This is a genomic window from Erwinia sp. ErVv1 (assembly GCF_900068895.1).
Lineage (GTDB): Bacteria > Pseudomonadota > Gammaproteobacteria > Enterobacterales > Enterobacteriaceae > Erwinia.
This window is the reverse complement of the sequence record NZ_CDPK01000012.1, coordinates 92,039-110,944: the sequence shown is the minus strand read 5'-3', so window position 1 is coordinate 110,944 and position 18,906 is coordinate 92,039. Positions and strand designations below refer to the sequence as shown.

At 54.2% G+C, this 18,906-nt stretch carries 17 protein-coding genes, 2 pseudogenes and 1 riboswitch; of the genes and pseudogenes, 8 read left to right on the top strand and 11 right to left on the bottom strand.

Translation table 11 applies throughout. The features are described 5' to 3' along the window. Positions 1–2: 2 nt before the first annotated feature. From cdd to metG, 4 genes are all read right to left on the bottom strand, one after another. Complete coding sequence (gene cdd / locus A1830_RS16140; RefSeq protein ID WP_067708571.1) at positions 3–887, bottom strand: cytidine deaminase; 885 nt, start codon at positions 885–887, stop codon at positions 3–5. A gap of 126 nt (positions 888–1,013) precedes the next feature. Further along, positions 1,014–1,706: a CidB/LrgB family autolysis modulator gene (locus A1830_RS16135; RefSeq protein ID WP_067708569.1), complete on the bottom strand. Its 693-nt coding sequence runs from the start codon at positions 1,704–1,706 to the stop codon at positions 1,014–1,016. After that, entirely contained in the window at positions 1,699–2,094 is a 396-nt protein-coding gene (locus tag A1830_RS16130) for a CidA/LrgA family protein (protein WP_067708566.1), read from the bottom strand. The genes A1830_RS16135 and A1830_RS16130 overlap by 8 nt, the downstream gene beginning before the upstream one ends. A 156-nt stretch (positions 2,095–2,250) precedes the next feature. Further along, positions 2,251–4,281 (bottom strand): methionine--tRNA ligase, encoded by a 2,031-nt coding sequence (metG, locus tag A1830_RS16125; protein ID WP_067708562.1) that lies wholly within the window; start codon positions 4,279–4,281, stop codon positions 2,251–2,253. Positions 4,282–4,452: 171 nt separating this feature from the next. Here metG and apbC point away from each other — a divergent pair, with 171 nt between their 5' ends. Next, complete coding sequence (gene apbC, locus A1830_RS16120; protein ID WP_067708558.1) at positions 4,453–5,565, top strand: iron-sulfur cluster carrier protein ApbC; 1,113 nt, start codon at positions 4,453–4,455, stop codon at positions 5,563–5,565. Between the two features lie 135 nt (positions 5,566–5,700). On the opposite strand, the gene A1830_RS16115 is transcribed toward apbC, so the two are convergent. Both A1830_RS16115 and A1830_RS16110 read right to left on the bottom strand, forming a co-directional pair. Further along, positions 5,701–6,138, bottom strand: a complete 438-nt coding sequence (locus A1830_RS16115; RefSeq protein WP_067708721.1) for a GNAT family N-acetyltransferase — start codon at positions 6,136–6,138, stop codon at positions 5,701–5,703. 100 nt (positions 6,139–6,238) lie between these two features. Further along, positions 6,239–6,487: a hypothetical protein gene (locus tag A1830_RS16110; protein WP_067708556.1), complete on the bottom strand. Its 249-nt coding sequence runs from the start codon at positions 6,485–6,487 to the stop codon at positions 6,239–6,241. A gap of 1,249 nt (positions 6,488–7,736) precedes the next feature. On the opposite strand from A1830_RS16110, the pseudogene A1830_RS16100 reads away from it, so the two are divergent. The 3 genes and pseudogenes from A1830_RS16100 to A1830_RS16090 form a co-directional block, all read left to right on the top strand. Further along, positions 7,737–8,093: pseudogene (locus A1830_RS16100) on the top strand (DUF2778 domain-containing protein); the annotation flags it as partial. Between the two features lie 245 nt (positions 8,094–8,338). Next, positions 8,339–8,797, top strand: coding sequence for an STM2901 family protein (locus A1830_RS21645; protein WP_073981037.1), 459 nt, complete (start codon positions 8,339–8,341; stop codon positions 8,795–8,797). Next, positions 8,791–9,129, top strand: a complete 339-nt coding sequence (locus A1830_RS16090; RefSeq protein ID WP_067708546.1) for a DUF1493 family protein — start codon at positions 8,791–8,793, stop codon at positions 9,127–9,129. Before A1830_RS21645 ends, A1830_RS16090 begins: the two co-directional genes overlap by 7 nt. A 144-nt stretch (positions 9,130–9,273) precedes the next feature. Here the strand turns inward: A1830_RS16090 and A1830_RS16085 are convergent. Next, positions 9,274–9,512 (bottom strand): annotated as a pseudogene (locus A1830_RS16085) (transposase); the annotation flags it as partial. A gap of 128 nt (positions 9,513–9,640) precedes the next feature. After that, positions 9,641–9,743: riboswitch (TPP riboswitch) on the top strand. A gap of 36 nt (positions 9,744–9,779) precedes the next feature. Here A1830_RS16085 and A1830_RS22745 point away from each other — a divergent pair. The 4 genes from A1830_RS22745 to A1830_RS16070 all read left to right on the top strand — a co-directional run bounded on the left by A1830_RS22745 (position 9,780) and on the right by A1830_RS16070 (position 14,227). Further along, a complete protein-coding gene (locus A1830_RS22745) occupies positions 9,780–9,926 on the top strand; it encodes a hypothetical protein (protein WP_156485020.1) in 147 nt (48 codons plus the stop codon). Next, entirely contained in the window at positions 9,923–10,723 is an 801-nt protein-coding gene (gene thiD / locus A1830_RS16080; protein ID WP_067708543.1) for a bifunctional hydroxymethylpyrimidine kinase/phosphomethylpyrimidine kinase, read from the top strand. Before A1830_RS22745 ends, thiD begins: the two co-directional genes overlap by 4 nt. Positions 10,724–10,875: 152 nt before the next feature. Continuing rightward, entirely contained in the window at positions 10,876–11,928 is a 1,053-nt protein-coding gene (fbaB, locus tag A1830_RS16075; RefSeq protein ID WP_067708539.1) for a class I fructose-bisphosphate aldolase, read from the top strand. A 235-nt stretch (positions 11,929–12,163) separates the two neighbouring features. Then, complete coding sequence (locus tag A1830_RS16070) at positions 12,164–14,227, top strand: FUSC family protein (protein ID WP_067708536.1); 2,064 nt, start codon at positions 12,164–12,166, stop codon at positions 14,225–14,227. Here A1830_RS16070 and A1830_RS16065 read toward each other — a convergent pair whose 3' ends face one another. From A1830_RS16065 to baeR, 4 genes are all read right to left on the bottom strand, one after another. Continuing rightward, on the bottom strand, positions 14,228–15,073 hold the full coding sequence (locus tag A1830_RS16065) for an SDR family oxidoreductase (protein WP_067708533.1): 846 nt from the start codon (positions 15,071–15,073) through the stop codon (positions 14,228–14,230). 442 nt (positions 15,074–15,515) lie between these two features. Next, entirely contained in the window at positions 15,516–16,418 is a 903-nt protein-coding gene (gene yegS, locus A1830_RS16060) for a lipid kinase YegS (protein ID WP_067708530.1), read from the bottom strand. 241 nt (positions 16,419–16,659) lie between these two features. Beyond that, positions 16,660–18,027 carry a prephenate-dependent tRNA uridine(34) hydroxylase TrhP gene (gene yegQ, locus A1830_RS16055; protein ID WP_067708527.1) on the bottom strand — a complete coding sequence of 456 codons (1,368 nt, stop codon included), beginning with the start codon at positions 18,025–18,027 and terminating at the stop codon, positions 16,660–16,662. A gap of 161 nt (positions 18,028–18,188) precedes the next feature. After that, positions 18,189–18,896 (bottom strand): envelope stress response regulator BaeR, encoded by a 708-nt coding sequence (gene baeR / locus A1830_RS16050; RefSeq protein WP_067708524.1) that lies wholly within the window; start codon positions 18,894–18,896, stop codon positions 18,189–18,191. Positions 18,897–18,906 lie beyond the last annotated feature (10 nt).

The window sequence follows — 18,906 nt, the reverse complement described above, 5'->3', positions numbered from 1 at the left end:
GGTCAGGCCAGCGGTGTCACGGTCAGATGGTTACAGCCCAGCGCCCGAAGCGTTGCTTCGGTTGCCTGGTACTGAATCACCTTCGCCTCCGCTGATTCAGCCAGTACCGCCCGCCGGATTTGCTGCACGCTGCGCCCGGACAGGTTCAGCAAAATCAGCGCGGCCTGCAGCGGCGGGAGGCTGGGGTTAAATGCGGCGTTTTCCGCATAGGAACCGGCAAAAATAGCGCCGTCCGACGCCTCAAGCGCGACGCCGCTCCAGGCCTGGGTATAAGGCGCATGGCTGCGGTTAGCGGCCAGAAGGGCTGCCTGCGTCAGCGCATCGCCCGTTGGCTGAATCCCCTGATCAGTTTCATCCATCAGCAGGGTCTGGATCGCCAGGTCACGCGGCCCAAAGGCATCCGGCAGATAGTGGCCGAGCGTGGCGGTGTCGCGTCCTGGCAGATCGATTTTCAGCGCGGTTCCGCTGTTTAACTCATTCATAAACTGGCGGCAGTGACCGCAGGGCGTGTAGTTAACGGTGATCGCCTCCAGCTGCCGTTCGCCCATGAGCCAGGCGTGAGTAATCGCGCTCTGCTCGGCATGGACCGTCTGCTGCATGGTGGCGCCGCTGAACTCCATATTGGCACCGAACCACAAATGACCGCTTTTGCCGCGCGCGACCGCGCCGACGTTAAAGTCTGAAAGCGGGGCAACGGCGCAGGCGGCTGCCAGCGGCAGCAGGGCAAACGCCAGCTCGCGATCGTTCAGACCGCTAACATTTTTGATCTCTTCAACCTGCTGCGGGGTGAAAAAAGCCGCAAAATCATCACGGGAAAGTACAGGCAGCAGGGCGCTCTGCAGCGGCGTGGGCAGCGCGGTAAACGCTGCCTGGAAACGTGGGTGCATATCAGGCCTCTCTGGCAGATTTGGCCGCTTATTCTGGCGAGCCTCCGCAGCGTTGTATGTGATTTTGTTCACATTTACAATGTAATATGTGAAAAAGAATCTACAAATGCGGGACTTGCCGCAAGTTTACCGCCACAGGTGCATCATGATCGGGAAGATAAAGGGTGCCAGCAGCGAGGTAATGATGCCGCAGATCACCAGCGCCAGCGAACTGTAAGCCCCTTCCTGATAGTCCAGCTCGGCGCAGCGGGCGGTGCCCAGCGCGTGCGACGCGTTGCCAATGGCCAGTCCGCGCGACGCCTTACTCTTTATTTTGCACAGGTTAAGCAGCATATGACCAAAAACCGCACCCAGTACGCCGGCCATCAGTACGCAGATCGCGCTGATCGCCGGGATGCCGCCCAGGGTCGCGGAAACGGCCATGGCAATCGGCGTGGTGACGGACTTAGGCATAATGGTTGCCGCTATTTGCGGCGACGCGCCCAGCCAGAGGGCAATGGCCGTGCCGGAGATCATCGCGGTCATACTGCCGATAAAACAGACGCTGATAATCGACTTCCAGCGCGCCCGAATCTGATGCATTTGCTCGTAGAGCGGTAGCGCCAGTGCGACCACGGCGGGCTGCAAAAGCTGATTCAGCAGCGAGCTGCCCTGAAAATAGCGGGCGTAGGGCATCTTCAGCAGCACCAGCAGCGGCACAATCACCACGATGGACACCAGCAGCGGATTAACCAGCGAGATTTTCACCTTAGCGGCCAGTTTACGGGCTGCGAGGAACACCAGCAGGGTAAGCGGCAGCGACCACCAGATATCACTCATTTTCCGCCTCCGGTAATCCCGCTGTTCTGCCGTGCAGACGGTGTGAAATCAGGCCAACGGTCAGCAGAACCACAAAGGTGCTGACGACGCAGGAGATAACAATCGGGCCAAACTGCGCGCTCAATATCTGCGTGTAGTTCATTATGCCGACGCTGATGGGCACAAACAGCAGCGCCATATAGCGGATAAGCAGGTGGCTGCCGGGCCTGACCCACTCAACCGGCATAATCTGCGAGGCCAGCAGCGCAAAGAGGATCAGCATGCCGATGATACTGCCGGGAATAGCCACCGGCAGCAGGGAAGCGATGCCGTTTCCGGCGTACAGACAGAGATAAATGATGATAAAGGCGCGAAGGTATCGCCAGATAATTGACAGCGCGCGATGCATGAGGAACTCCTGCTTTGATGAACGTGAATCCCATGATGGAGAATAAAGCGTAGTGTGACTCAGGCGGTGAGAATAAAAAAGGGGCGAACCCTGTCGCCCCTCAATGTGCATTATTCGACCCGGCCAGCCCGGGCTGAATAATGCCGCCGTACAGGCTTATTTAACCTGCATTCCCGGCTGCGCGCCGCTGTCCGGGCTGAGCAGGAAGATATCCTTACCGCCCGGGCCAGCCGCCATCACCATGCCTTCGGAAAGACCGAAGCGCATTTTACGCGGTGCGAGATTTGCCACCATCACCGTCAGGCGGCCCTTCAGCACCTCTGGATCCGGATAGGCAGCACGAATACCCGAGAATACCTGGCGCGTTTCGCCGCCCACGTCCAGCGTCAGGCGCAGCAGCTTGTCAGAGCCTTCAACCAGCGTGGCGTCCTGGATCAGCGCGATACGCATATCCACTTTGGCGAAGTCATCAAAGCTAATCGTCTCCTGAATGGGCGCATCGGCCAGCGGGCCGGTTGGGGCGGGCTGGCTGGCGGCGGCATCCTCTTTGGAGGCTTCGATCAGCGCATTGACTTTATCCATCTCAATACGGCTGTAGAGCGCCTTAAAGGCTGAGATATCGTGGTCGAGCAGCGGCTGTTCGATACCCTCCCAGCTCAGGGTCTGGTTTAAAAACGTTTCAGCGCGCGCGCTCAATGAAGGGAGCACAGGCTTCAGCCAGGTCATCAGCACGCGGAACAGGTTCAGGCCCATTGAGCAGATTGCCTGGAGATCGGCATCGCGCCCTTCCTGCTTCGCCACTACCCACGGCGCCTGCTCGTCTACGTAGCGGTTAGCCATGTCCGCCAGTGCCATAATTTCACGCACCGCGCGGCTGAACTCACGGCTGTTCCAGGCTTCGCCAATGCTGACCGAGGCATCGGTAAAGGTTTTATACAGCGCCGGATCGGCCAGTTCGGCGGAGAGCCGACCGTTGAAACGTTTGTTGATAAAACCCGCGTTGCGCGAGGCCAGATTCACCACCTTGTTGACGATATCGGCATTAACGCGCTGCACGAAATCTTCCAGATTCAGATCGATATCATCAATGCGCGAGGAGAGCTTGGCGGCGTAATAGTAGCGCAGGCTGTCCGCATCCAGATGCTGTAACCAGGTGCTGGCCTTAATAAAGGTGCCGCGTGATTTGGACATCTTCGCGCCGTTAACCGTCACATAGCCATGCACGAACAGGTTGGTTGGCTTGCGGAAGTTACTGCCTTCAAGCATCGCTGGCCAGAACAGGCTGTGGAAATAGACGATATCCTTGCCGATAAAGTGATAAAGATCGGCGTCGGAATCCTTCTTCCAGAAGGCGTCGAAATCAATGTCTCCACGCCTGTCGCACAGGTTTTTGAACGAGCCCATATAGCCGATAGGTGCATCCAGCCAGACGTAGAAATATTTGCCCGGTGCATCGGGGATTTCAAAGCCGAAGTAGGGCGCATCCCGGGAGATGTCCCACTGATTCAGCCCCGATTCAAACCACTCCTGCATCTTATTCGCGACCTGCTCCTGGAGCGCGCCCGAACGCGTCCACGCCCTGAGCATTTCGCTAAACTCGGGCAGGTCGAAGAAGAAGTGTTCAGAATCGCGCATTTCCGGCGTCGCCCCCGACACCACGGACTTAGGTTCAATCAGCTCGGTTGGGCTGTAGGTGGCACCGCATACTTCGCAGTTATCACCGTACTGATCGGCCGATTTACATTTCGGACAGGTGCCTTTCACAAAGCGGTCCGGCAGGAACATGCCTTTTTCCGGATCGTAAAGCTGTGAAATGGTGCGGTTTTTGATAAAACCATTTTCCTTCAGGCGGCCATAAATCAGCGAGGAAAGCTCCCGGTTTTCGTCGCTGTGCGTCGAATGGTAGTTATCATAGCTGATGTCAAAACCGGCAAAGTCGGTCTGATGTTCCTGACTCATTTCGGCAATCATCTGCTCGGGGGCAATACCCAACTGCTGAGCCTTCAGCATGATCGGGGTGCCGTGCGCGTCATCCGCACAGATGAAGTAAACCTGATTGCCGCGCATTCGCTGGTAACGAACCCATATATCTGCCTGGATATGCTCGAGCATGTGGCCGAGATGGATGGAACCGTTAGCGTACGGCAGGGCGCACGTTACCAATATTTTTTTCGCGACTTGAGTCATAGTAAGACTTGCTATACCTGTTTAAATAGGGGGGATAGATGGTAACCGAGTGTCGTCCCTGCGTAAACTGTACTGCGATCCCGATTCGGGATTTTGCCGGGCATCGCGCTGGCTTAAGCGACATCTGGTATGCTTAGCGATTACACCTCACACTGAAAAAAAGGAGTCGGGATGTCGTTAAACGCCCAGCAGCAGCACTCTCCGGAAGCGCTGCGCGCCATAGTGATGGGTATTCTGACCCACTTTGAACACCCAACGCTTCAGGCTAATCTCATCTCGCTTAAGGCGCTCCACCACTGCGCGCTGATGGATAATACCCTGCATATTGACCTGCTAATGCCTTTCGTCTGGAACAGCGGGTTTGAAGTACTGAAAGAGACGACCAGCGCCGAGCTGCTGCGTCTGACCGGCGCAGAGGCGATTAGCTGGCGGCTGAGCCACGAGGTTGCCACGCTAAAGCGGGTGAAAAACCTGCCGGGCGTTAAAGGGGTGAAGAACATCATTGCCGTCAGCTCCGGCAAAGGCGGGGTGGGGAAATCCAGCACGGCGGTGAATCTGGCGCTGGCGCTGACAGCCGAAGGGGCGAAGGTCGGGCTGCTTGATGCCGATATTTATGGCCCGTCACTCCCCGATATGCTCGGTACGCGGGACGAGCGGCCTACGTCGCCGGATGGCACCCATATGGCACCCATTATGGCTCACGGGCTGGCGACCAACTCCATCGGCTACCTGGTAACGGAAGATAATGCCATGGTGTGGCGCGGCCCGATGGCCAGCAAGGCGCTGATGCAGCTCCTGAATGAAACGCTCTGGTCAGAGCTGGACTATCTGATCCTGGATATGCCGCCGGGCACCGGAGACATTCAGCTGACGCTGGCGCAGAACGTGCCGGTTACCGCCGCGCTGGTGGTCACCACCCCGCAGGATATTGCTCTCGCGGATGCCCGCAAGGGGATAGTCATGTTTGAGAAGGTCAGCGTGCCGGTGCTGGGCGTGGTGGAAAATATGAGCGTACATATCTGTAGCAATTGTGGCCATGCCGAATCGATCTTCGGCAGCGGCGGGGCGGAGAAGCTGGTCAGCCAGTACCATACGCGTTTGCTAAGCCAGCTTCCGCTGCATATTACGCTGCGCGAGGATCTGGACGACGGTCTGCCCACGGTGGTGCGCCGTCCGGACAGCGAGCTGACTCAGCTGTATCGTCAACTGGCGGGAGAGGTCGCCGCCCAGCTCTACTGGCAGGGTGAAGTGGTTCCGGCTGATATTGCCTTCCGCGCGCTTTAACGGCACTTACAGGCTGATTAACTGCACTTACAGGCTGAGCCAGAGTCAGGTAAATTTACCTCGCTACGGCTGTTCCATCCTGACCCGGGCGGGTAACCTGTACCCGCAGGGGCGCATACCCGGATGTGAGCGCCATTAGCCTGGCTTCATACCGCGTACAAAGTGCATCAGCCAGTACTCTCCCTGCTCGCTCTCGCCGTCGGCCAATATTCGCCAGCCGTGCTGCTGGTAAAAGGCCGCGGCGGCTTTATTCGCCTTCAGACACTTGAGTGCGCCGGTAGAGGTAAACCCGTTTTGCACCCTGGTCAGTAATGCACGACCCACACCGCGCCGCTGCGCGTCGGGATCGACAAACAGACTATGCAGAAAATTATCGTTCGGCAGCAGGGCGGCAAAACCCAGCCGGTGGCCGTTCTCCTCCGCGACCAGAATACGTTCGCCCAGCGTGACCCGGTCAAAGTCTTCCAGCCGCCAGTCGCTGCCGTCAAGCCAGGGCCAGTTAGCCCTGCGCGAGGCAAGGAAAAGCGTACGCAGAAAAGGGCGATCGACTTCGGTAAAGGGCCGCACATTTATCATTTATAATCCTGTTTTAGCCGGACCTTAGCCAGATGTCGGCCGCCAGCGGAACGACGTCCCCGAACGCGCCGTGCGCCCGGATGGCCCGGTGGGGGCGCTACCTGACCAGCTTGACGTGCCGTTCGCTGTCAAGCCCGGTTCCCCGGTAGTCGTAATCAATCTTACCGGCGTCAAACAGCTGATCCAGCAGTTTGAAATTATCCGGTGGCGTGACGTTGCAGCGGTGATTCAGAGTGGTGTCCAGAATCGAAAACGACGCATCGCCGCGTGAAATCTGTTTCAGGTATTGCAGCATCTTCAGTGCCGCCACGCTGATGCCATATTCTTCATTAAGCGGTCTAATCATGTACCTTCCCGTCTGCTGCCTGTCTGTCCGGCAGGGTGCCCCTCAGATTAGCGGAATGTCGGACTTTAGCAAAATGTGGGCGGGGATAAACCATTTTTAATATGTAGTGGGGATGAGTGTTGCTTATCCGCTTCGTCTGCATGGCGTGGGCGCGTAAGTAAGGGGTGCCCGTACAGTCGTCGTGGTCGTATGGCGTAAGGGGCCTGAAGGATCAGCGGAAGCCGACGGTATGAATAGGTGGCAGAATGGCGTTTAAGCTAAATTTCTATTTATCATTGACCTCAAAAGGTTATATTTTAAGCACGTTATCGTTAACCTCAGAAGGTTTTATTTTCAGCACGTTTTCCTTCTCAGGGTTTTTATTTCACAGGGATCAATAAAATGGATTTAACACACTCTTTAGCCTCGATCTTTACAGCCTGCCTGTTAGCCTCGCTGCTGACGGGATGTAACGAAAAACGGCCAGAACGCGACAGCTTCTGCGGATCTGCGACTCCCCTTAATCTCGCAGTCAGGGCGATGGGGGAGGGGTTTCAGGAGGAGATCACGCCTCTGACGATAACTCAGCAGGTTAGTGGGGGCGAGTCACCCGACACCGCAACGGTAACGATCGCAGAAAGCGGACTCTTTGATGATTCGATAGCCAGTGAGAAAACGGTATTTTCTCTGGTGAAAAGAGAGGGCATCTGGACCCTATTATCGCAGAAGAAATTGCAGAGGTGCCAGTCGGGACGTGGGCACCAGGACTTCTCAGATCAACCCTGCGATTAAGGCCCTCAGCAGGGGATGCGTTGTTTTAAGAACGCGTAATGTGACCGCCAGAGCGATTGCTTTTAATAGCGTGACAGTTACACAGGTTGATTTACCGGCCGTTCTATGGTGCCGGTAATAATAGAGCCCCATTGTCCGGTATGGGCGCAGTTTCATCAACCCAGCGGATAGAAAAGCCCTCTTTTTCCCGCTCGTGCTGCCGCCAGTTGAAGCGTTCTTCAATTTCACCTTCCGGGAAATAAGCATTACCCGGCTTGATTAGATACAGAATAGGTTAACTATACTTAAGCTTGAAGTGAAAATTTCTTATAAAATCTTTATGGTTCTTTTTTACTATTAAAAATGAAAAATAAAAACTGATTTAGCCTAAAAATAGATTATAAAAATGAGAGTTATGAAAATTAACTATTCATGTTGATCGTACAATAAATCATCTGTAGCATAATCACGCATTAAGTATAAGGATATGAGGTGATATATGGCATTACAAGGGAAGATGATTATGAATGGTGCTGATTATGCCCCTCTCAATCTGTATGGTGTTGGTGTGTTTATAGCTTTTTCTGGTAATGGCATTTACCGAAACAAGGGGGCCTACAGTGCCATTAAAGGTGATGGTCCATTACCACCGGGTAAATACTGGATTGTTGATCGTGGTTCTGGAGGGTTCTTCTCAAAAAGAAAAGCAGAAATTCAGGATACATAGAATAAAATCCGTCATGGAGCTGCCTTTGGTCGTGATGAGTGGTTCGCCTTATACAAGGATGACTGGGGTATTGATGATGGAACCTGGATAGATGGTGTTTACCGTGGGTTATTTAGGCTCCATCCGGGATGTATGCTACATCATAGATGTTCCGAACTGGCTTTGTCTCAAAAGCAGGGATAAGTTTAGAATGAGAAAAGAATCGTCAAACTTACTTATTAGATCATCCCTGATGCTGAGGATATCGCCTCGCTTTTTGTCGTTACGTTAAATAGGCTTTATGGATTCTATGGGATCTATGGAATTTATCAAACTTGCTTGAAAATAAAAAAGAGCTATTATAAGCTGGTTTAATCACTCAAAGGGATTTTGGTATGGATACAACTGAAGAGCTTAACGGGACATACTTCTATGCGGGAAGGTCCAACCTGAGAGCCAATGAGCTGTTATTTATGATTTTCTGTGAAGAGTTTGCCGAACAGGTTGGTGTAAATGACTTTGCATCTATCGTTGCCATTGTTTCAGGACTCAATATCCTTTCAACAAGAGGAAAATTTGCAAGGGCAACGCCAGGAACCTCTCTTGCTTCTCGTGCCGCACGAAGAGTATTTCCTAAAGCAAAATTTCCCTGGGGAATTGAACTTCCATCGGTTGTTGGTGGTTACCCTCCACGGACTCTTAGGGTCATTTTGACCCATAAGATCAGTACTTTTACTGGTCGTGCTATCCCGGTAGTAGGGTGGATCCTACTTTCAAAGGATGTTGCTGAAATAACTTACCGTACGATAACGCATTACAATTCGGTTGCTCGTGGGACGGATAAAATATGGTAACGGAAACCGACGTTTTAGAGTTTTTCAGAGATGAGTTATCTGTCCCTTTTTCATGGAAAAATGGAAGGATTGCTCTTGAGATGGATACAGTTCTACAGGACTACGCCGAGTTAGATGAACTTCCATATGCCATAGACGATTACAGTGAGAAATTCAGTGTTGATATCTCAGCAATGAATATCCAGGCATACTATCCACCTGTAGAAGCTTCGCTATTAAGCAGGTTTTTCAGAAGAGGCCAGATTAACGATGAAATGAAGCAGAACAGAAAACCGCTTACTGTAAGAATGTTTGCTGAATCAGCTAAAACTGGCAAGTGGATGTATGATTAATTATGCATAAAAGTTATTTTTATAACTTTTTTATTTTGACGACAATAAACGTTTTAAAACTCATATAGTCAATGGACTGGGGTATGAGATTAAGTTTGAATACCTGATATCTACTCGAAATCCTAATTTACCTTCTGTAATTTATAAGATAAAAAATGATAGGGTGAAGTTCCCTTTCATCTGCTTCAGATGACGATTCTCGTCCTCAGGATCTTTGTTCTTTTTAATATCAGCGGCTTCCATCCCGCCAAATTTTGCCTTCCAGTGGTAATAACTGGCTTCGGAAATAGCGGCCTCGCGGCACACATCTTTAACGGTGCGTCCGGCTTCGACAGACTTCAGAACGGCGATGATCGGTTCCCGGTGAATCGGATTTTACGCATAGCGATCTCTCCGGGGACATAATCAGTATGTCGGAAGATCTCTAAAAGTGAATGGGCCGTTTTGGTGGGATGCTTACAGTAAGGCAAGCTTGCTTTGCAAGCGCCACTTCCCTATGCTGCTGGCTTGAGAGTATGACTCGGGGTGCCGTTTCTTTCCAAAGAAACAGCTGAGATAAACCCGTTGAACCTGAACTGGATAATGCCAGCGGAGGGAAGTCAGATGCCTGAGCGCATTCGCCTTTCTGCCTGCTGGCTGGGAGCGCGATAATGAACCAACCTGACGTACTTCACCCGGGCGAATCCGCCGCCTCACTTCTCCTGTTTTCCCCGCGCCTGCCGCGTATTATCACCCTGAATCCTGATGCCGAATCTGGCCTTGTCGCCTGCCTGTCGCCCGCCGGGGAGGTTGCATGAAGCGCATTAATGCACTGACGATTGCCGGAACCGATCCCAGCGGCGGGGCCGGTATTCAGGCCGATCTGAAAACCTTTTCGGCTCTTGGCGCCTATGGCGCCAGCGTGGTTACCGCGCTGGTGGCGCAAAATACCTGTGGCGTACAGTCGGTGATGCGCGTTGATGCGGACTTTGTGGCCGCGCAGCTCAGCTCGGTGCTGACGGATGTACGCATCGACAGCGTAAAAATCGGCATGCTGGCGGACAGCGATATTGTCGAGGTGGTGGCGAAGGCCCTTCGCGCGGCAGATATTCGCTGGACGGTGCTGGATACGGTGATGCTGGCGAAAAGCGGTGATGCGCTGCTTTCCCCTCGCGCCGTTGCCACGATGCGTCAGAGCCTGCTGCCGCACGTGTCGTTGATCACGCCGAACCTGCCCGAGGCGGCTGCGCTGCTGGAGTGCGATATCGCCAGCACTGAGAGCGAAATGCGGCAACAGGGCAGGGCGCTGCTGGCGCTGGGCTGTCAGGCGGTGTTGATAAAGGGCGGCCACCTGCACGATAGCGAAAGCCCCGACTGGCTGCTGACTTCGCAGGGCGAACAGCGTTTTACCGCGCCCCGGGTGCCTGGACGCAATACGCACGGCACGGGCTGTACGCTTTCAGCGGCACTGGCGGCGCTTCGCCCTCGTCATGATGACTGGAGCACCACCATGCAGGAGGCACGGCAGTGGCTCCAGGGCGCGCTGGAGCAGGCCGATACGCTGGAGGTCGGCCACGGCGCAGGCCCGGTACACCACTTTTATCGCTGGTGGTAGGGAGTGGCAATTTATGAGTACTGGGATCGTTCTGAAAAATGGAGTCAGCAATTTGCATTAGCAGACTGAAAGGGTCCAGGATGGTGGGTGTATGAAATCCACACAGAGGGCGAAAGCCGTTCGCCCTTCCACACGATCGATCAGGAGCTAACATGTTGGATATTGCACAGTTACTGGGTAAAGAAGCGGACTCTCTGTTACAGCACCGCTGTATGACCATTCCCGCGGAGAGTCTTTACCTGCCGGGCGCGGATTATGTTGATCGCGTGATGATTGATAACAATCGTTCTCCTGCCGTTCTGCGCAATATGCAAACGCTCTACAATACCGGCCGTCTGGCCGGGACCGGCTATCTCTCGATCCTGCCGGTGGATCAGGGAGTGGAGCATTCGGCTGGTGCCTCATTTGCCGCCAATCCACTCTATTTTGATCCGAAAAACATTGTTGAACTGGCCATTGAAGCAGGCTGCAACTGCGTGGCCTCAACCTATGGCGTGCTGGCCTCCGTTTCGCGACGCTATGCACACCGTATTCCCTTTATGGTGAAACTTAACCATAACGAAACCTTAAGCTATCCCACCCAGTACGATCAGACGCTCTACGCCAGTGTGGATCAGGCCTTTAATTTGGGCGCCGTTGCCGTGGGAGCAACCATCTATTTTGGTTCTGAGCAGTCGCGCCGCCAGCTGGAGGAGATTTCAGCGGCCTTTGAGCGTGCTCACGAGCTGGGCATGGTGACGGTGCTGTGGGCCTATCTGCGTAATAATGACTTCAAGAAAGACGGGGTCGATTACCACGCCAGCGCCGATCTGACCGGACAGGCCAATCATCTGGCAGCCACCATCGGTGCGGATATTGTTAAGCAGAAAATGGCCGAAAATAACGGCGGCTACAACGCCGTTAAGTTCGGCTCTACCGATGAGCGCGTTTACAGCAAGCTGACCAGCGATAATCCTATCGATCTGGTGCGTTATCAGCTGGCCAACTGCTATATGGGTCGCGCCGGGCTGATTAACTCGGGCGGTGCATCGGCAGGCGAAACGGATACCGCAGAGTCGGTGCGCACGGCGGTAATTAATAAACGTGCGGGCGGTATGGGACTGATTCTTGGACGTAAGGCGTTTAAGAAGTCGATGAAGGATGGCGTCGCGCTGATTAACGCCGTGCAGGATGTTTACCTGGCAAAAGATATCACCATCGCATAATGCTTTCAGGGGATTGCGACAGTAAAAAAAGGGAGATAGCTCATCGGGCTATCTCCAACTCCTGAGGTGCATTCCGGCAGCGTCCGGGCGCCTGAACCGACGGTTCTCAGTGCGCAGGCGGAGGAACCTGGCCTTTCATTATTTTGTTACACACTTGCGCGCAGCTAACGACACTACTCTGTATCCGGACAGTATAAAATAGTGTTTTAGCACTTCGCGAGCCGTTGATAAAACGATGAAATGGTTAACAAAAAATGCGCTTTTGTTTGCAGCTAAAACCTGCGTCGCGGCATTTTTAGCGTTATATATTGCACTTGAATTAAACCTGGATAAGCCCGCCTGGGCCATGGTCTCGGTTTACGTCATATCACAGCTCTACTCCGCCTCCACCCTGTCAAAAGCGCTGTTTCGCTTCCTGGGGACCGTGCTGGGCGGCATCTTCATTTTCCTTGTCTACCCGATCACCGTCACCCATCCGCTGCTGTTCAGCCTCAGCGTATCGCTCTGGGTCGCCTGCTGTCTTTACCTCTCGCTTCATGACAGAACGCCAAAAAGCTACGTCTTTATGCTGGCGGGATACAGTGCCGCCATCATGGGCTTTGCCGATGTCACTACGCCGCTCTCCATTACCTATACCGTTATCTCGCGTATTGAAGAGATTACCGTGGCAATTGTTTGCAGCAGCCTGATTCATATGCTGGTTTTTCCGGTACGCATGCGCGATCTGCTGGAAAATAGCGTCGGTAACTGGTTTGAAAGCGCAAAGAAGCTGTGCAATGAACTACTGACGACCGAATCAAAGGAACGCCCGCCGGAAAGGGAACATATTCTGGTGCAGATGGCGAACTATCCGCTGGCCGTTGAAACGCTGATTACCCACTGCGTCTACGAGGGAGACTCAGCCCGCAGGCTTATCCGGCTGGTCAGCGCGCAGTATCAGCACCTTTCTTATCTGATCCCCACCCTGACCGCGATTGAAAAACGCCTCAGCCTGCTGGCGGAACAGGGGATTGCCTTTCCTGATTTCGTCAGTGCCTCCTTTAGTCATTTTCTAAGCTGGCTCAACAGCCCGCAGCAGGGCGCAAGTGCCGTGGCGATACGCGAAAATATTGGCGATTCACAGGAAAAAATCCAGGCGCAGTACGCCGCTGGCGAAATGAGTGCGGAAGAGGCGTTGCTGCTGACGGGGCTGATGGAGCGGCTGCTCAACTTTGTGCGCATTGCCGAATCCTGGTTCGGGGCCAAAGAACGCGTCAGCCAGCTGGGGAATGAGAAAAAACGCGGCAGCGTTAAGCTGATACGCAAGCATGCCGACAAAGGTCTGATCCTGCTCTCCTCATTTACCGCCTTTGCCGCCACCATGATTGGCTGCCTGTTCTGGATAGGTACCGGCTGGAAAGATGGTGCGACCGCGCCAATGATGGCTGCCGTGGTCTGCTCCTTTTTCGCCTCGCAGGACAGTCCCATTGCCTCAATGAAGGTCTTTCTTAAGGGCGTGCTGTTCGCCATTGTTATCAGCATCGTCTACGTAGGGATCTTTATTCCGATGGCCACCAGCTGGGAGGCGCTGATTATCTGCCTGGCACCTGGCCTGATGGTACTCGGACTGATCATCGCTAACCCCTCCACCAATTTTATCGGGCTGATTATCGCCACCCAGATCCCTGGCTTTATTGGGATGACCCATCATCTCAAGCCGGATCTGCTGTCGATTATTAACGCGTCAATTTCGACCGTAGTGGGGATTGTACTGGCGGTTGTCGTCACGGCGATTATCCGCAATAAAAGACCGGCATGGTCCGCCCGTCGCGTATTGCGCCGGGGAATAAAGGAGCTGCTACAGTTTACGACGGAAATTAAAATTAACGCCTCGTCGCTGCTCTCACGTCAGCAATATGTCGCCAGCATGGTAGATAAAATTAATATTATTTTGCCGCGAAATAAGGTTGATCCGAGCCCCGGCGTGGCGCTGGGCGGAAATTTGATCACGGAAATCTGGCTGGGCGTTAACTGCTATGACTTTTATGCTCGCCATCAGCAGCTGCTGAAGGAGAAGGGCGTGGAAGCGGATGGGGTGATGTCAGAAATTAATGACTATTTTAAAAAGCGGCTGCGGAATATTCACCTTGAGCCGCCACAACATTTGCTTCACGAGCTGGATCGGCAGCTGATAAAAACAGAGGCACTGTGTCGCGCAGACATCCGGCTGTTTAGCCCACTTTTTTACCTGTTTAATATCCGGCTGGCGCTCTACCCGACGCTCAGGTGGCCCGGGAACCGCCTGAGCGTGGCAGAGTAGCTATTTGCCGTTAGGGGTTTCCGGCGACATCTGGTATGCCGTTTCGCCCTCTTCACTGCGTTTGCTATCCGTATGCTGCTGACGGGACCACACCGCATCCATCTGCTGTTTGGTCCCTTCCTCTAATTCAGAGGGGACAACGTTGCGATAGCGGGTAATTTCCTCCTTCACGACTTTGACGGTCAGGGCATAGACATGCTCCGGGTCGTACTGTTCGTGTGGGAAGGCAATTTTTGCATAGTCAAAGACGGCGGGTTCATCTTTCTTCCAACGCTGCCAGGTTTCAAACATACGGTCATTAAAGCCGGTTAAAATGGGACCCGGGTTAATGGTAGCGACGTTAACATTGAACTCTTTCAGCTCTTTGTTCAGCGCTTCTGCAAAGGCTTCGAGCGCATGCTTGGAGGCAGAATAAGCACCTGCGAAGGGGTCAGTGGTGATACCCGCGACGGATGACATAAAGATTATCCTGCCTGACTTTCTTGCCACAAATTTTCTGGCGAAAAGCTGGGTCAGTAAGATGGTACCGAAGACGTTAACCTCGAACTGCTTACGCAGGTTCTCTTCGGGGATATCGACAACCGCGCCTCCTTCAGAAATACCCGCATTGTTGAGCAGAATATCAATCTCCCAGCGGGATGCCGCCAGCCTGTCATCGGCATCGGAGATGTCGAGTTTTTCAACGCGTAGCGTCACATTTTTTTTCGCAGCCTCTTGTTTAAGAGTGAAAACCTGGGCTTCGATCTCTACGGCGGCAATCACGTTAAATCCGGAAGCGGCGAGTCTGAATGCCACTTCTTTACCAAAACCGGTGCCCGCGCCTGTGATTAGAATATTCTTACTCATATCGTTCCCCTGTTTTATTGCAAAGGGGTAAGTGTAGGCGCTATTTTATTTTCTGCCACCACGCAACTTAAGCCTAAGGCGGTTTTATATAACAATATCTATATTATTACGGTGATAAACTTTCGGGAGATTTATAGATTACGGGGATGGGAAATCAAATAAAGACGTCAGGATTTAAAATATAGCCGTGGTATTGAATAATATTATTTCGGGTGTCTGAATGTTCCCGAATGTGTGGTCAATACCTTTATCAAACAGGGCCACAGCTAAAGACGGGGCGATAAGCAGGCTGCCGACGTGAGCTGACAGCGCATATTTATGGGCAGCCGTTGAAATAAGCGAACGGCTGTCCGTAAGACGTGCAGGCTAAATTACTGTTCCCGCTCCTGTTACACGCGCAGCCGGACTACGCGACAACGGGGAGCGGTGTACACCGCGCGCGTCAGGCCAACAGTTCGCAGGACGGCGGCAGGCGACAGTTAATGACGCCGGGGAGCACGTCAATGCGGAAGGTCGTACCGCTCAGCGGCTCGCCGTCCAGGTTAAAGGTCATCTCATGCGGCGCGGTGATTTCCAGCCACGGCAGCGAGGCGCGGATAATATTGGGGTTCTCATCGTCACCGCCGATAACCGAATTGAGCAGCGTGGGCAGGATCTCTTTCGAGGTGAAAATACTCAGCTCCAGCTTGCCATCGTTGATCAGCGCCGCAGGACACAGCCGCTGCCCCCCGCCTGCCTGGCGTCCGTTACCAATGCCAATCACCAGCGCATCGCCCTGCCAGTGAAAGTCGGGGCCGCTCAGTTCGCAGCTGTCTGCTTTCAGGGCATCCATTCGGGTCAGGCCGTGAATAAAGTAGGAGACGCCGCCAAGGGCCGATTTCAGCTTTGCGGGCGTTTCCGTGGTGATGCGCGCGCCAAAGCCGCCGGTGGCCATGTTGATAAAGTAGCGGGACTGATTAACCCGCGCCAGGTCGATTGGCGTTGCCTTGCCAACAATGGCCAGGCGTACGGCATTCTCCATTTCGTCAGGGATCCCGGCGCTGGTGGCGAAGTCATTTGCGGTGCCAAGCGGGATAATGCCCAGTATCGGACGCTGCGCGGCATCCAGACCGGCCAGCGCGGTAGCGATTTCATTTATCGTGCCGTCGCCGCCGCCCGCCACGACGGTGGTCGCCTTAAGGTCGACCGCCTCTCTGACGTAGCGCTCACCATCCCCGTACTCCCAGGTCACCCGGACTTCTATCGGCACACCTTCTTTACGGAGGGTTTCAATAGCGTCGCGGAGGGCAATATTTCCCGCACCTTTGCCGTTGAGAATCATCAGCGTAAGCGAATGTTTATCCATATTTTTTATCTCATCAGTCTGGCCAGAGGCCGCAGTTGTAACAGTTATAGCATATCCGCCGCCGCCGGGATAAGGAGCAGTCCGAAACCTGAAAAAAAGAAAAGCCCGCCGGGGGGAGCCAGACGGGCTGAAGAGGTGGTTCCTGGTCAATACTGCTGTTTAGAATTACTCATTTTAAGCAGTCCGCATTATAACGATTTAACGCAGCGGGGAGTGTGACCGGATTCTAATAAAAGTTACCTCAGGTAACAATTTGCTCCGCGGCGACCGCCGGGGTTCCACCCAGATTGCGCATCAGCAGGGCATACGCGAGATCGACCTCTTCCGGCACCGGGATCCAGACAAAGTGGCCGTTGCCCGGCGCAACCTGCACCGGCTGCGCACTTTTATTTTCCATCTCGGCCAGGCTGAATGTGACGTTCCCCTGCGGGGTCATCATTTCCAGGCTGTCGCCCACGCTGAACCGATTTTTGACATCCACCCGCGCCAAATTGCCGCGACGCTCGCCGGTAAATTCACCGACAAACTGCTGGCTGTCAGAGGCCGAATAGCTGCGGTCGTAGGTCTGATAACTGTCATGACGGTGGCGGCGCAGAAAACCTTCGGTGTAACCCCGGTGCGCCAGGCACTCCAGCGTTTCCAGCAGCGAGGCGTCGAAGGGTTTGCCGGCGGCAGCGTCATCAATGGCGCGGCGATAAACCTGAGCAGTGCGGGCGCAGTAGTAGAAGGATTTGGTACGGCCTTCGATTTTAAGTGAGTGGATGCCCATTTGCGTCAGGCGCTCAACGTGTGCCACCGCGCGCAAATCTTTGGAATTCATAATGTAGGTGCCGTGCTCATCCTCGAAGGCGGTCATATACTCGCCCGGGCGCATCGCCTCTTCCAGCGTGAAGACCTTATCGGTTGGCTGCCCCTCGCCCAGCACCGGCTCCACGTTGCGCACCGGAATGGGCTGATGCTGATGTACGATAGCGCCCGTCTCATCCTCTTTGCCTTCCTGCACCTTATACTCCCAGCGGCAGGCGTTGGTGCAGGTTCCCTGGTTTGGGTCGCGCTTATTGATATAGCCAGAGAGCAGGCAGCGGCCGGAATAGGCCATACAGAGCGCACCGTGGACAAATATTTCCAGCTCCATCTCCGGTACCTGCTGGCGAATTTCAGCAATCTCTTCCAGCGACAGCTCGCGCGAAAGGATCACCCGGGTCAGCCCCATCTGCTGCCAGAATTTAACCGTGGCCCAGTTCACCGCATTTGCCTGTACCGACAGGTGAATGTCCATCTGCGGAAACGCGTCGCGCACCAGCATGATCAGGCCGGGATCGGACATGATCAGCGCATCCGGCCCCATCGCCACCACCGGTTGCAGATCGCGAATAAAGGTTTTCAGCTTGGCATTGTGCGGCGCAATATTGACCACCACGTAGAATTTTTTACCCTGTGCGTGCGCTTCGCTGATGCCAATGGCCAGGTTTTCATGGGTGAATTCATTATTGCGCACGCGCAGGCTATAGCGTGGCTGGCCCGCATACACTGCGTCTGCACCGTACGCGAAGGCGTAGCGCATATTTTTCAGCGTACCGGCAGGGGAAAGCAGTTCCGGTTTGAACATGGTTGGATCCAGTCTGAGGTCAGAAATTCGTCGGGAAAGCGGCGTCGGGCCGCCTGTTGGATGGCCTGACAAAATGTGCGGGGATTGTAAAAGCTGGAGGGGGTAATGTAAATGGCGCCAGATCAAAGGTTGCGCGTCAACCTGGCGTCAGGCCACAGGGGTCAGATCAAACGGCCCGCATCCGCTTCCCAGCGGTAACCCATACCGTAAACCGCGCGAATAAACGGCTGATCGGCGTCAAGCGCCTCCAGCTTGCGGCGCAGATTTTTGATGTGGCTGTCAATGGTGCGGTCGGTCACCACCCGATAGTCATCATACAGCTGATTAAGCAGCTGCTCGCGCGTGAAGACCTGCCCCGGGGCCTGGGCCAGCGTCTTTAGCAGGCGAAATTCAGCAGGCGTCAGATCCAGCATGCTGTTATTCCAGCTGGCCTGGAAGCGGCCTTCATCAATCACCAGCAGGGAGGCCTGCTGGATCTCTTCTGGCGTACGGTGGCAGCGTCGCAGGATAGTTTTGACCCGCGCCACCACTTCGCGCGGGCTGAAGGGCTTACAGATATAATCATCCGCCCCAATTTCAAGCCCGAGCAGGCGATCAATTTCTTCAGATTTGGCGGTGACCATCATAATCGGTAGCTCGGTGAAGCGGCGCAGCTCGCGGCACAGCGTCAGGCCGTCAACGCCGGGCAGCATCAGATCCAGCAGGATCATATCGGGGGGCGTGCGCCTTACCCACTCCAGCACCTCGTCGCCGCGCAAAATATGATGGGTGCGGTAATTGGCTGCCTGTAGGTAGTCCACCAGCAGCTGGCCCAGTTTAGGCTCGTCTTCAACCACTAAAATTAGCGGGTCTTGCTGTTCCTGATTCATAGCATCCTGC

Coding starts and splice junctions, on each gene's coding strand:
- cdd (WP_067708571.1), bottom strand. CDS start 887: ATGCACCCACGTTTCCAGGCAGCGTTTACCGCGCTGCCCACGCCGCTG.
- A1830_RS16135 (WP_067708569.1), bottom strand. CDS start 1,706: ATGAGTGATATCTGGTGGTCGCTGCCGCTTACCCTGCTGGTGTTCCTC.
- A1830_RS16130 (WP_067708566.1), bottom strand. CDS start 2,094: ATGCATCGCGCGCTGTCAATTATCTGGCGATACCTTCGCGCCTTTATC.
- metG (WP_067708562.1), bottom strand. CDS start 4,281: ATGACTCAAGTCGCGAAAAAAATATTGGTAACGTGCGCCCTGCCGTAC.
- apbC (WP_067708558.1), top strand. CDS start 4,453: ATGTCGTTAAACGCCCAGCAGCAGCACTCTCCGGAAGCGCTGCGCGCC.
- A1830_RS16110 (WP_067708556.1), bottom strand. CDS start 6,487: ATGATTAGACCGCTTAATGAAGAATATGGCATCAGCGTGGCGGCACTG.
- A1830_RS21645 (WP_073981037.1), top strand. CDS start 8,339: ATGGATACAACTGAAGAGCTTAACGGGACATACTTCTATGCGGGAAGG.
- A1830_RS16090 (WP_067708546.1), top strand. CDS start 8,791: ATGGTAACGGAAACCGACGTTTTAGAGTTTTTCAGAGATGAGTTATCT.
- A1830_RS22745 (WP_156485020.1), top strand. CDS start 9,780: ATGAACCAACCTGACGTACTTCACCCGGGCGAATCCGCCGCCTCACTT.
- thiD (WP_067708543.1), top strand. CDS start 9,923: ATGAAGCGCATTAATGCACTGACGATTGCCGGAACCGATCCCAGCGGC.
- fbaB (WP_067708539.1), top strand. CDS start 10,876: ATGTTGGATATTGCACAGTTACTGGGTAAAGAAGCGGACTCTCTGTTA.
- A1830_RS16070 (WP_067708536.1), top strand. CDS start 12,164: ATGAAATGGTTAACAAAAAATGCGCTTTTGTTTGCAGCTAAAACCTGC.
- A1830_RS16065 (WP_067708533.1), bottom strand. CDS start 15,073: ATGAGTAAGAATATTCTAATCACAGGCGCGGGCACCGGTTTTGGTAAA.
- yegS (WP_067708530.1), bottom strand. CDS start 16,418: ATGGATAAACATTCGCTTACGCTGATGATTCTCAACGGCAAAGGTGCG.
- yegQ (WP_067708527.1), bottom strand. CDS start 18,027: ATGTTCAAACCGGAACTGCTTTCCCCTGCCGGTACGCTGAAAAATATG.
- baeR (WP_067708524.1), bottom strand. CDS start 18,896: ATGAATCAGGAACAGCAAGACCCGCTAATTTTAGTGGTTGAAGACGAG.